This window comes from Rhizobium sophoriradicis (genome assembly GCF_025200795.1).
GTDB classification, from domain to species: domain Bacteria; phylum Pseudomonadota; class Alphaproteobacteria; order Rhizobiales; family Rhizobiaceae; genus Rhizobium; species Rhizobium sophoriradicis.
This window is the reverse complement of record NZ_CP104153.1, coordinates 633,848-645,840: the sequence shown is the minus strand read 5'-3', so window position 1 is coordinate 645,840 and position 11,993 is coordinate 633,848. Positions and strand designations below refer to the sequence as shown.

The window sequence follows — 11,993 nt, the reverse complement described above, 5'->3', positions numbered from 1 at the left end:
CCTTTGGCTAAAACGTCGGGAGGACCGCGGGTTTTCTTCCCACGGTCCCAGCTTCGTCGGAGATCGGAGGGGCGCTGCGCCCCTTGCCATCAGGCGTCCAGCCAGACGCGGGTTGCGACGTAACCGTTCGACATGTCGTTGCCGATATCGTGGACATAGCCCTTCACCTGCTTGGTCGAGGCGTTCACGAAGTCGTTGAACATCGGCAGGATCACGCCGCCTTCATCGCGCACCATCATTGCCATGGTACGATACATGTCCTTGCGCTTGGCTTCATCAAGCTCGGAGCGGGCCTGCAACAGCAGCTTGTCGAAGTCAGGACGCTTGAACTTGGTGTCGTTCCAGTCCGCCGTTGAGAGATAGGCGGTGGAATACATCTGGTCCTGCGTCGGACGGCCACCCCAATAGGAGGTCGAGAAGGGCTGGACGTTCCAGACATTGGTCCAGTAGCCGTCGCCCGGTTCGCGCTTGACCTCGATCTCGATGCCGGCCTTCTTGCAGCTTTCCTGATAGAGGACGGCCGCATCGACGCCGCCGGGAAAGGCGACTTCGGAGGTGCGCAGCAGCACCGAGCCGCTATGGCCGGACTTCTTGTAGTGGAAGGCTGCCTTGTCGGGATCGTAGACGCGTTGCTCGATGCCCTCGGGGAACAGCGCATAGGTGGAGTTGATCGGGAAGTCGTTGCCGACCTTGCCGTAGCCGCCGAGGATCTTCTCCACCATGGTCTCGCGGTCCATGGCGTATTTGAGCGCCAGGCGCAGATCGTTGTTGTCGAACGGCGCCTTGTCGCAATGCATGATGAAGACGTAATGGCCGCGGCCGGCAGTCGAGAGGATCTCGACGTTGGGGGCGCGTTTCAGGAGGTTGACGGTCTTCGGATCGACGCGGTTGATGTAGTGCACCTGGCCGGACGACAGTGCGGCGATACGGGCGGTGGCGTCGTTCATGCCGATGATCTCGATCGAGTCGACGTAGCCGCGGTCGCTGCGCCAGTCGTCCTTGTTCTTTTCGAATGTCGCCCGGACGCCGGGCTCGAAGCTCGTCATCTTGTAGGGGCCGGTGCCGATCGAGGCCAGCGGATCGTCGACGCCGCCATTCGGCTGGATGACCAGATGGTAGTCCGACAGCAGCAGCGGCATGTCGGCATTGCCTTCGCTGAGCGTCAGCACAAGGTTGCCGCCGTCTGCCTTGATCTCTTTGATCGAACCGAGCACGCCGAGCGCGCCGGATTCCGACTTCGCATCGGTGTGACGCTTCAGGGTCGCAACGACGTCGTCGATCGTCAGTTCCTTGCCATCGTGGAACTTGACGCCCTTGCGTATCTTGAATGTCCAGGTCACGGCATCCTTAGAGGGCTCCCAGGATTCGGCAAGTGCGGGCACGGCGGCACCCGTCAGCGGATCGGATTCGACCAGCATGTCGCCCCAGCAGCGGCCGATGCAGAACATGACCTGCGACAGGAACTTCGCCGGATCCTTGGAATCGGTGGCGGCCCCGCCTTCGAGGCCGAGCTTCAAGTGGCCGCCGCGCTTCGGTTCGGCGGCTTCGGCGCTTTCGGTGAAGAGCTTGTCGGCGACGGCAAGGGTGATGCCGGCCGCCATGGCGCGTCCCATGAATTCTCGGCGGCTCAATCCGCCTGCAGTGACGCGGCTTGTGAGATATTTGCTATAGTCGTTCATTCCCCTGTTCCTTCTTTGTGGTGCGTTGACAGAACTTCCGGGCAGGTCCGCAGGCGGTTTCCTCTCCACCTCCGTGCCCGCATCATGCGGGAAAATGCTGCGGTTGCCGCCGCCTCTTACTTTCCTTTCCAAATAGGGCTTCGCTTCTCGGCAAAGGCCCGCGCGCCTTCCAATTGATCTTCGCTCGAATAGAGCCTGTCGACCGTCGCAAACTGCCGCTTGGTGATCTTGTTCATGGCAGTCTGGAACGTCGAACCCTCCGCTTCGCGTACGATTTCCTTGATGGCCGCATAGACGAGGGGCGGCCCGCTTGCGAGCAGGCGGGCGAGCTCCCAGGCTCTCTCCATCAGCCGTTCGGCCGGTAGAACCTCGTTGACGAAGCCCCAGCGATGCGCCTCGTGCACGTCGAGCCAACGCCCGGTCAAAAGCATGTCCATGGCAATATGGTAGGGGATGCGCTTCGGCAGCTTGATCGAGGCCGCATCGGCAACGGTGCCCGAACGGATTTCCGGCAGGGCAAAACTCGCATGTTCGGCGGCGATGATCAGATCGGCCGAAAGCGCTATCTCCAGTCCGCCGCCGCAACAGATACCGTTGACAGCTGCGATGACGGGCTTGTTCAAGTCGCGCAGCTCCTGCAATCCGCCGAAGCCGCCCACACCGTAATCGCCGTCGACCGCATCGCCTGATGCAGCAGCCTTCAGATCCCATCCGGCGCAGAAGAATTTTTCGCCGGCGCCCGTGACGATGGCGGCGCGCAACTCAGGATCGTCGCGAAAATCCCGGAAGATCAATCCCATGGCACGGCTGGTCGCAAGGTCGATGGCGTTCGCCTTCGGCCGGTCGATGACGACTTCCAACACGCCGCCGTCACGTCGTGTGCCAATATGGTCGCTCAAACCGTGCTACCTCCTTCGCCGTATGAGAGCATCAACAGCAGCAACACCCAGCCCTTCGGGAAGAACCATCAAGGGATTAAGGTCCAGTTCCTCCAGGCGCACCGCATTCGTTACGACATATTCTGCCGTAGCTGCGACAGCAGCGACGGTGGCTTCGAGATCGCCCCTTGGCCGGCCGCGATAGCCATGAATCAATCTCGCAATCTTGAGACGCGAAATCGCAGCATAGATCTCGGTTTTCGTCGTCGGAAGCGGCAGTATGACGGAATCTTCGAGCAATTCGACGAAAATTCCGCCCGCTCCCAATGTCAGCGACAATCCGAAGACGGGATCGCGGGTGGCGCCGACGATGAGTTCCGCGACCGGAGGATCGACCATCTTCTCGACGAGATAACCGGCATCGCAGGCCATGGCCGCTGCCGCATCCGACACCGCCTGCGAATTCCTGAGGTTGAGCGCGACAGCCCCTGCCTCGGTCTTGTGCGCTATGCCGAGCCCCTTCAGAACGACGGGGAAGCCGAGCCGTTCGGCCTGCTCGGCGGCTTCGCGGGGAGAAAAAGCCTGCAGCCCCCAGGGAACAGGGAGGCCGCAGGCGGCAAGCTCGGCCTTCGCCTCGCTCTCCGTCAGCGTCTCGATTTCGCCGGCTGTGGGGGCGACGTCGAGCAGCGGCAGGGGAGGCGGGCTATTCCAAGCTTGGCCAATTCCGGCGGCGACTTCCGCCGCAGCGATGGTTTCATCGATACCGGAGAAAGCGACGATGCCATTGGTCATCAGTCGATCGGCGATCGGCTCCGGCATATTCTCGGGCAGGGTCGCGAGAAGACCGGCCAGCGCGCCGGTGGCGAAAGCCGCCGCGATGACCGCATCCGCCGTCGTCGCCCATTCGGACGCATCGCAGCGGTCGCCCCGCGGGAAATCGAGGACGACGAGATTGAGGGCATAACCGCCTGCGAACATGGCACTGAAGGCTTCTGTCTGGCGGTTGAAATCGCCCCACACGAAGGTGTGGTAGTCAAGCGGATTGGAGAGCGTCACCATCTCGCCGAGAACCCGCCGCAGACGCGGCAATTGCTGCGGCTGCAAGGCCGGGAATTCGACATCGCGGCCGACGGCGGCATCCGCCATCAGCGAAGCCTCGCCGCCGGAGCAACTCATGGACGAGATCGAATGGCCGGGGAGAGGACCGGCGACATGCAGCAGCTTCAGGGTTTCGAGCAGCGCCGGCAGGCTGTGGACACGACCGATACCGAGACGGGCGAGCACGGCGTCGGCTACCGCATCGCTGCCAGCAAGCGAGGCGGTGTGCGATACCGCCGCATGTCTTGCCTGCTCGGACCTGCCGACCTTGAGCACGACGACCGGCTTCTTCAACCGGCGGGCAATGGTGGCCAGGCGTTCGAGGCCGGAGGGATCGCCGAAACCTTCGACGTGCAGGCCGACCGCCGTGACCCGCGGATCGTCCATGAGCGCGCAGGCGACATCCGCAAGCGATGTCTGTGCCTGGTTGCCTGCCGTAACCACATAGGCGATCGGCAGCCCGCGGGTCTGCATGGTCAGGTTGATCGCGATATTGGAAGACTGGGTGAGGATCGCCACACCGCATTCGATACGCTTCATGCCGTGCTGGTCGGGCCAGAGAAGCGCGCCATCGAGGCCGTTGATGAACCCGTAGCAGTTCGGCCCGAGGATCGGCATGTCGCCGGCCGCCGCTACAAGAGCCTGCTGCAGTTCGGCGCCATCGGCAAGCTCCGCCGTCGCCTCGCTGAAGCCCGATGCGTAACAAACCGCGCCGCCGGCGCCGGCGCGTGAAAGGCCGCGAACGATGTCGACGGTAAGGGTTCGGTTGACGCCGACGAAGGCCGCGTCCGGTGCGCCGGGCAGATGGGAGAGCGAGCGATAGCAGGGCCGCCCGAGCACCTCGTCTAATTTGGGATGAACAGGCCAGATCTCGCCGGCAAAACCCATGCGGTCGCACTGCTCGATCACCCGGCGCGCCTCGCGGCCGCCGAAGACGGCGATCGTTTGCGGTCTGACCAGGCGGTCGAGCGGGCTGGATGTCATCGGCTCATGCTCCCAAGGGCCGGAGCAGGTCGCGGCTGATGATATGCCGCTGAATTTCCGAGGTGCCGTCCCAGATGCGCTCCACACGCGCATCGCGCCAGAAGCGTGCAAGCGGCAGGTCGTCCATCAGACCCATGCCGCCATAGATCTGGATTGCCTCGTCGGTCACGCGGGCCAGCATTTCGGAGGCATAGAGTTTGGCCGAGGCAATTTGCCGGTCTGCGGAAAGGCCGGTGTCGAGCCGCCAGGCGGCTGCAAGCGTCAGCCAGTCGGCTGCGTCGATCTCGGTGATCATGTCGGCGAGCTTGAAAGAGACGCCCTGATTGGCGCCGATCGGCCGGCCGAACTGCTTGCGTTCGGCGGCATAGGGCAGGGCCATCTCGAAGACACGGCGTGCCCGGCCGACGCAGGTGGCGGCAACCGTCAATCGCGTGCCGTAGAGCCACTGATTGGCGATATCGAAGCCGCGATGCACCTCGCCCAGCACCTGGGCTTCGGGAATCCGGCAATCGGTAAAGCTGAGGGTACTATTGTGATAGCCGCGATGCGAAACGGAGTCATAGCCTTTTAGGATCTCGAACCCCGGCGTGCCGCGATCGACGAGAAAGGCCGTGATCTTCTTCTTGATGCCTTTCGGCGTTTCCTCCTCGCCGGTGGCAGCAAAGACGATGACGAAATCGGCGACATCCGCGTGCGAGATGAAATGTTTCGTGCCATTGATGACGAAATCGGCGCCGTCGCGGCGGGCGGCGCATTTCATGCCGCGCATATCGGAACCGGCATCCGGCTCGGTAATGGCAAGCGCGTCGATCTTCTCGCCGCGCACCGCCGGCAGGAGATAGCGTTCGCGCTGCTCGCCCTCGCAGGCCATCAGGATGCCGGAGGGACGGCCGAAGAAGACCGTCAGACCCAGCGAGCCGCGCCCGAGTTCGCGCTCGACCAGCGTAAAGGTGACATGGTCGAGGCCGGCGCCGCCGACCTCCTCCGGGAAATTGCAGGCGTAGAAGCCGAGATCGATGCATTTACGCTGAATCTCGCGCCCGAGTTCCGGCGGGACGAAGCCGGTCCGCTCGACCTCGTTCTCATGCGGATAGATCTCGGTTTCGACGAAAGCGCGGACCGTCTCGACGATCATTTCCTGTTCTGCACTGAGACCGAAATCCATGCCGATCCTCCTACCGCCTCTGGCCGACGTGACGCCCGGCGCCTTCGGGCAGCGCCAGTTCCGCATGGGCCGCGGCAATCGCATTCACCCTGTCGAGCACGGCGGCGGGCGCCGCCACTGCCTTGCCCTCCTTGCTGTCGACATGCAGCAGCATCTGCTCGGCGGTTGCGATGAGCTCGCCCGTCGCCGTGTCGCGCAATGTGTGGAAGACATGCAGCCGCTTCTCGTCGGCGGTCAGGATCTGGCAGGCCGAATGGATCGCCTGGCCGAGCTTCGCCTCGCCGAGATGGCGGATATGGCTTTCCACCGTGTAATAGCTGTGCCCCGCCTCGACATAGGCAAGGTCGACCCCAACGAGACGCAGCAGCGCATCGGACGTATCGCCGAAGACCTGGAGATAGCGGTGCTCGGTCATATGGCCGTTATAGTCGACCCAGGCAGGGCTCACCTTGGTTTCGATAAGCCGCAGCGGCTTCGAAGGATCGGCGGGCATGGTCTCGCCTCCCCCTCGCGCCCACAGCGACTGCTCGAAACCCTTCAACAGCTTGCCGGCGCCCCAGCCCTTGCCGCCGTCGCCGCCCTTCAGCGCCTGCAGGATGCCGACGAGATTTTCGTCGCGGATTCGCTCAAGCTGGCGGATGGAAAGGCCGGACGCCTGTTCGTCGGATTGTCGGCCGATCTTTTCGATAAGCGCATCGTCAAGATCGACGACGTCGGTGAGCTTGGTCCAGGGCCAGGCGAGGCAGGGGCCGAACTGGGCGAGGAAATGGCGCATGCCGGCCTCGCCGCCGGCGATGCGGTAGGTCTGGAACAGGCCCATCTGCGCCCAACGCAAGCCGAAGGAATAGCGGATGACGTCGTCGAGCGTCTCGACGGTGCAGATGTCGTCGTGGATGAGCCATAAGGCCTCGCGCCAGAGCGCTTCGAGCAGCCGGTCACCGACGAAGGCCTCGATCTCCTTGGCGATGTGGACGCCCTTCATGCCGATCGGCGGCAGTCTTTCCATCGCCGCCCGGATGGTCGCTGCCGAGGTCTTCTCGCCGCCGACAATTTCGACGAGCGGCAGCAGATAGACCGGATTATAGGGGTGGCCGACGAAGAGGCGTTCGGGATGCGTCATGTCGCGCTGCAGATCGGTCGGCAGCAGGCCCGAGGTAGAAGAGCCGATCAGGGCATCCGGGCGCGCGGCCGCATCGATCTCGATCAGCACGCCACGCTTGAGATCAAGCCTTTCGGGCACGCTTTCCTGGATCCAGTCGGCGTCGGCAACGGCTTCCGCCAGCGTCTGGCAGAAGCGGAGCCTGCCGCGCGGCGGCAGTGGCGCGCCGGTCAGCATGGCATAGGCTTTTTCGGCATTGGCGATGACTTCGCCGACAATGCGGCCTGCTTCCGGATGCGGGTCGAACACATCGACGTCGATGCCGGCGAGCAGGAAACGGGCAATCCATCCGCCGCCGATGACGCCGCCGCCGATACAGGCCGCCTTGCTGATCTTGGTCATGATATCCTCAGCGTTTCGTCAGCTTCAGCTTCTTGCGCACATCTTCCGGTCCGATGATCCGCGCTCCCATGCCTTCCACCACCTGCACCGCCTTTTCGACGAGCTGGGCATTGGTGGCGAGCTGGCCCTTGCCGATGAAGAGATTGTCTTCCAGGCCGACGCGCACGTTGCCGCCGGCGAGGACCGCTGCCGCCGGAAAGGCCATGGCGTTGCGGCCGATCGAAAAGGCCGAGAAGGTCCAACTCTGCGGCACGTTATTGACCATCGCCATGAAAGTGTTGAGATCGTCGGGCGCGCCCCATGGAATGCCCATGCAGAGCTGAATCAGTACCGGGTCTTCGATCAGGCCTTCCTCGGCGAGCTGCTTGGCGAACCAGAGATGACCGGTGTCGAAGGCCTCGATCTCCGGCCGCACGCCGAGATCCGTCATCTTCTTCGCCATCGCCCGCAGCATGGCCGGCGTGTTGGTCATGACATAGTCACCGAGGTTGAAGTTCATCGTGCCGCAGTCGAGCGTGCAGATCTCCGGCAGGCATTCGGCAACATGGCTGACGCGCTCACTGGCGCCCGCCATGTCGGTGCCTTTCTGATTGAGGGGGAGGGGGCTTTCGACATCCCCGAAGATCAGGTCCCCGCCCATGCCGGCGGTGAGATTGAGGACAACGTCGATGTCAGCCGAGCGGATGCGCTCGGTGACCTCCCTGTAGAGATCGTTGCGGCGGCTGGCGGCCCCCGTTTCCGGATCGCGGACATGGCAGTGAACAACAGCCGCCCCAGCCTTGGCGGCGTCGATCGCGGAATCCGCGATCTGCTTGGGAGTGATGGGAACGTGGCTGGACCTGGAAACCGTATCGCCGGCACCGGTGACAGCGCAGGTGATGAAAACATCGCGGTTCATCGCTAATGGCATATTCTTGTTCTCCCCGTCTTGACTGGCATTACGCGGCAGGTTGGCCGAGGATGCTTTGCATTTTCGGTACTATCCGATACATTATCGGAAACAGGAGATGGCTTTGCTGCAGCGATCGAAGCAACGGCTCGATATCGACCTTCTCGTCCTCCCGGATACGAACCTGATCTTGATTGCATCCGTCATCGAGCCGCTGCGCGGTGCCAACCGCATCGCCGGCAGCGAGCTCTATCGCTGGCGGCTTCTGACGCCGGACGGAGCACCGGTGCCGACCACCAGCAATATCGCCGTGCCTGCCCAGGGAAGCTTCCGGGCGTCGACTGAGGACGCACCGCTTTTCGTGCTGGCCAGCTACGACTGGCGCCGCAGCGCGACGCCGGCGCTGAAAATGCAGCTGTCGCGGGCCGCCCGCTACCGCACGGTGATTGCCGGCGTCGAGTCCGGCACATGGCTGCTGGCCGAAGCAAGCCTGCTCGACGGCCTGTCGGCGACCGTGCACTGGGAGGACTACGAAGATTTCGCGCTGGCCTATCCCGAGGTCAGGGCCGTCAAGGATCGTTTCGTCATCGACGGCAAGCGGCTGACGACCTCAGGGTCGCTGCCGACCGTCGACCTGATGCTCGAAGTGATCCGGCAGCGGCAGGGTTATTCGCTGGCGCTCGAAGTCAGCCGGCTGTTCCGTTACGAGCAGCCTTCCTTCCATATCGACGAACCGCTTTCCGCAGCCTCGGCGGGACTGCGCCTGCATGACCCCCGGGTGACGCAGGCGGTGCATCTGATGGAAGAGCATATCGAGCAGCCGCTGGTTTTGGCCCGGCTCGCCCGCAGGGTGGGCGTCAGCGTCCGGCATCTGCAGGATCTTTTCCAGCGGAGCATCGGCGCACCGCCGCATGTGCATTATCTCGCGCTGCGTCTGAACACGGCGCGCCGCAAGGTGATCGAGACGACGGCCTCCTTCGCCGACATTGCGGCGGCGACCGGCTTCAATTCGGCCTCGGCCTTTGCGAGGAGCTACCGGGCGAGTTTTTCCGAGAGCCCGTCGGAGACGCGGCGCCGCTTGCGCCGTCGCATCACGCCATCGCAGGCGTCGCCATAGGCTGAAAAGCGTCCCGCACCATCTCGGCGAGTTCCCGAACGGCTTCGCTGGAACGATAGGTGCTCCGGCGCAGCACCACTTTTGAGGAATCGACCGGCGGAAAACCGTCTTCGGCGGTCAGTTCCCGGCAGCCGGGCGGGATGCTGCTGCGGGAAAGCGTCGTGACGGCAAGGCCGGCGGTCAGGGCATTCTTCAGCCCCGAGCCCGTATCGGCGATAAAGGCAATGCGGTAATTGCGGCCGATCTGCTCCAGCGACCGAAGCGCAAAATCGCGTGACCAAGTGGAGTTGCGATAAGTCGCAATGGGAAGGGGATCGAGATCGTGCAGCCGATGGACCATCGATGTGACCCAGACGGTCGGATCGACGCAGAGGACCTCGCCCTTGTTCTGATCGCTCCAGTCAAAAACGACGGCAAGATCGAGTTCGTCCCGTTCCAGGGCGGCAAGGTTGCGGACCGTGTAATCGCAGGAGACGGTTACTTCGACCGCTGGGTGGCGCACCGCAAAAGCCGCGAGCGCCGCCGGCAGCACCGTCTGGCTGTATTCCTCGGGAATTCCAATGCGCACCGGCCCGTCCAGAGGCTTGCTGCGGATCGTCGCTGCGGCCTCGTTCAGGAGATCGATGACCCTGCGGGCATAGGGCACGAGCTGAATGCCCTGGCGCGTGAGCAGCACGCCGCGGGCGCCGCGCTCAAAAAGGTTTTCGCCAATCGCCGCCTCGAGCCTCTTGATCTGGGTGCTGACGGCAGATTGCGTCCGCCCGATGCGCTGGGCGGCCGCCGAAAAGTTCGACGTCTCCGCGACAACCAGGAAGGTTCTGAGAAGGTCGCTTTCGATCGGCTCTTGCATCGGTAGCCATAGAAAAAACTGATGATAGCTATTACTACTATCCGTTTGTCTAATGTCAATTCCTGGCGCAGAAATGAGCGGCGTTCGACTTCCTTCTTTGAGAATCTCTGCGTGACTATTGAAAATCCGACCACGCGCCTCGCAGGCAGCGAGCACGAGAAGGGTGTGCTTCTCATCGTTGCCGCGACGCTTGCCTGGAGCGCGAGCGGCGTTTACTCGCGACTCCTCACGACCGACGTATGGACGGCGATCGCCTGGCGGTCGCTGTTCGGAGGCCTGTTCCTGCTGATCCCCTGCCTTTTCCTCGAAGGGGGCATCTCGCGGCGGCAATGGCGTTCCGTCTTCCATCCGTCCGGTCTTGCGATGATCGCATGCCAGACCTTCAGTCAGGGATGCTTCATCGGGGCGCTCTACATGACCACCGTCGCCAATGTGACGATGATCTATGCGACGACGCCCTTCATCGCGGCTCTGTTCGGCTGGCTCATCCTCAAGGAGAGGGTCGCTAGGCGGACGCTGATCGCCGGCGCCGTATCCCTCTTCGGCGTCGGCGTCATCGTCGCCTCGTCGATTGGCGGCGGCACCGGCTGGGGCGACCTCTTGGCGCTCGGCATGACCGCGTCCTTCGCGCTCGTTATCATCATTCCGCGCATCGATCCCGGCGTGCCGAGCCTGCCGCCGACCGTCGTCAGCGCCTTCCTGACCCTCGCCATCTTCGCGCCGTTCGGTTCGGTCGGCTCGCTCGACCTGCACAACTGGATCGTCCTTGCCGCCTTCGGCGCCACCAATTTCTCGCTGGCGCTGGTGCTCTTTCTCGCCGGGGCAAAGCGGATGCCGCCGGCGGAAGCCGCGCTGATCGGCACGATGGAAATCGTGCTGACGCCCTTCTGGGTCTGGCTGCTGTTTTCAGAACAGCCACCCGTCGCCACTTATTTCGGCGGCGCGATCATCCTCGGCGCTCTGTTCTGGCATACCGCGGTCGACTTCAACCGAGGCCGGCGGTCTTACGCCGGCTAGGGCAACCCCGCAGAAGCGCGTAGCGGTTTTGCCGGGAAAAGCGCGAAGCCTTATCCTCCGGTCTACCGGACAACCGTTTTGCGCGGATCCTGTTCGCCTTGCCGAGGCGCGTGACCTGCCGGCAGCCGTGACGGGCCGCGAACGCCAGCCTTACAGCGTCATGGCTTTTTTAGCCGAAGAACGCACGAAGCTGAGCGAAAAACCCGCTTGGTCTCGGATCTGCGATCCTGCGCACGCGGCGAGCGACTGCTGCCGCGCTGACACTTTCGCCAAAATGACAGAAGCAGACAAGCTCGTGCAACTGTTCGTCGCCGAGTTCGAAGAACCGTTTGGCTTCTCCATAGCTGTCATTTTCCATTCCGGCCGCCCGCAGAATGGGATCAGCGAACGCAACGGAGATCGGGGTGTCGTCACCCCGCAGGGCAAGCCGATCTGCGATCGGCTGATACTCTGTCTCGTGAAGCGTCCTCAAAAACGGTTTGGGGCTGCGTTCGAGACATTCGGCCCAGCGTTCAATGCGTTCGCGCCGCGTCAGTTCAAGGGGCTTTATGCTCGTGCTGATTTTCGCAACTGTTTTCAGCTGCTCCAGTGCATGCTGTTCCATTCCGGCCTCCTATCTTCGGAAAAATAGACGGTCCGCTCCCAAAAACAGCGTGGCTCAGGACGCAGCCGATGTCCAATCACGATTGGAAACGGCATCTGCCGCTGGCCGAACAGATATGATCATCGGAGACTGAAGACGACGACTTTGCCGATTGTCGTCTTGAGGGGCACCCGTGTCGTTTTTCCGGGCTCTGTTTTTCGTCAGGCATGGT

General features: G+C 63.0%; 10 protein-coding genes. 2 read left to right on the top strand and 8 right to left on the bottom strand.

Annotated features, from left to right (window positions below; all coding sequences use genetic code 11):
* Positions 1-89: 89 nt before the first annotated feature.
* The 6 genes from N2597_RS24970 to bcoG form a co-directional block, all read right to left on the bottom strand.
* The gene (locus N2597_RS24970; RefSeq protein ID WP_040113020.1) at positions 90-1,679 is read right to left on the bottom strand and encodes an ABC transporter substrate-binding protein; all 1,590 of its coding nucleotides are present in this window, start codon (positions 1,677-1,679) and stop codon (positions 90-92) included.
* A 116-nt stretch (positions 1,680-1,795) separates the two neighbouring features.
* Positions 1,796-2,578, bottom strand: coding sequence for a carnitinyl-CoA dehydratase (locus tag N2597_RS24965; RefSeq protein WP_009993198.1), 783 nt, complete (start codon positions 2,576-2,578; stop codon positions 1,796-1,798).
* A gap of 6 nt (positions 2,579-2,584) precedes the next feature.
* Positions 2,585-4,639, bottom strand: coding sequence for an acetate--CoA ligase family protein (locus tag N2597_RS24960; protein ID WP_040113019.1), 2,055 nt, complete (start codon positions 4,637-4,639; stop codon positions 2,585-2,587).
* Between the two features lie 4 nt (positions 4,640-4,643).
* The gene (locus N2597_RS24955) at positions 4,644-5,804 is read right to left on the bottom strand and encodes an acyl-CoA dehydrogenase family protein (protein WP_009993195.1); all 1,161 of its coding nucleotides are present in this window, start codon (positions 5,802-5,804) and stop codon (positions 4,644-4,646) included.
* 10 nt (positions 5,805-5,814) lie between these two features.
* Positions 5,815-7,305: a carnitine 3-dehydrogenase gene (locus tag N2597_RS24950; RefSeq protein WP_040113018.1), complete on the bottom strand. Its 1,491-nt coding sequence runs from the start codon at positions 7,303-7,305 to the stop codon at positions 5,815-5,817.
* A gap of 7 nt (positions 7,306-7,312) precedes the next feature.
* Positions 7,313-8,215: a 3-dehydrocarnitine:acetyl-CoA trimethylamine transferase BcoG gene (bcoG, locus tag N2597_RS24945; RefSeq protein ID WP_009993062.1), complete on the bottom strand. Its 903-nt coding sequence runs from the start codon at positions 8,213-8,215 to the stop codon at positions 7,313-7,315.
* A 97-nt stretch (positions 8,216-8,312) separates the two neighbouring features.
* Between bcoG and N2597_RS24940 the strand changes: the two genes are divergently transcribed.
* A complete protein-coding gene (locus tag N2597_RS24940) occupies positions 8,313-9,311 on the top strand; it encodes a GlxA family transcriptional regulator (RefSeq protein WP_040113017.1) in 999 nt (332 codons plus the stop codon).
* Here the strand turns inward: N2597_RS24940 and N2597_RS24935 are convergent.
* Positions 9,286-10,161, bottom strand: coding sequence for a LysR substrate-binding domain-containing protein (locus N2597_RS24935; RefSeq protein WP_040113016.1), 876 nt, complete (start codon positions 10,159-10,161; stop codon positions 9,286-9,288). The genes N2597_RS24940 and N2597_RS24935 overlap by 26 nt on opposite strands.
* Positions 10,162-10,272: 111 nt before the next feature.
* On the opposite strand from N2597_RS24935, the gene N2597_RS24930 reads away from it, so the two are divergent.
* Positions 10,273-11,178: a DMT family transporter gene (locus N2597_RS24930; RefSeq protein ID WP_183595974.1), complete on the top strand. Its 906-nt coding sequence runs from the start codon at positions 10,273-10,275 to the stop codon at positions 11,176-11,178.
* A 169-nt stretch (positions 11,179-11,347) separates the two neighbouring features.
* On the opposite strand, the gene N2597_RS24925 is transcribed toward N2597_RS24930, so the two are convergent.
* Positions 11,348-11,782, bottom strand: coding sequence for a hypothetical protein (locus N2597_RS24925; protein ID WP_040113014.1), 435 nt, complete (start codon positions 11,780-11,782; stop codon positions 11,348-11,350).
* Between the last annotated feature and the right edge of the window lie 211 nt (positions 11,783-11,993).

Excerpts from the sequence above, each read along its gene's own strand:
- N2597_RS24955 (WP_009993195.1), bottom strand. The coding sequence starts at position 5,804 with ATGGATTTCGGTCTCAGTGCAGAACAGGAAATGATCGTCGAGACGGTC.
- bcoG (WP_009993062.1), bottom strand. The coding sequence starts at position 8,215 with ATGCCATTAGCGATGAACCGCGATGTTTTCATCACCTGCGCTGTCACC.
- N2597_RS24950 (WP_040113018.1), bottom strand. The coding sequence starts at position 7,305 with ATGACCAAGATCAGCAAGGCGGCCTGTATCGGCGGCGGCGTCATCGGC.
- N2597_RS24960 (WP_040113019.1), bottom strand. The coding sequence starts at position 4,639 with ATGACATCCAGCCCGCTCGACCGCCTGGTCAGACCGCAAACGATCGCC.
- N2597_RS24970 (WP_040113020.1), bottom strand. The coding sequence starts at position 1,679 with ATGAACGACTATAGCAAATATCTCACAAGCCGCGTCACTGCAGGCGGA.
- N2597_RS24925 (WP_040113014.1), bottom strand. The coding sequence starts at position 11,782 with ATGGAACAGCATGCACTGGAGCAGCTGAAAACAGTTGCGAAAATCAGC.
- N2597_RS24940 (WP_040113017.1), top strand. The coding sequence starts at position 8,313 with ATGGCTTTGCTGCAGCGATCGAAGCAACGGCTCGATATCGACCTTCTC.
- N2597_RS24935 (WP_040113016.1), bottom strand. The coding sequence starts at position 10,161 with ATGCAAGAGCCGATCGAAAGCGACCTTCTCAGAACCTTCCTGGTTGTC.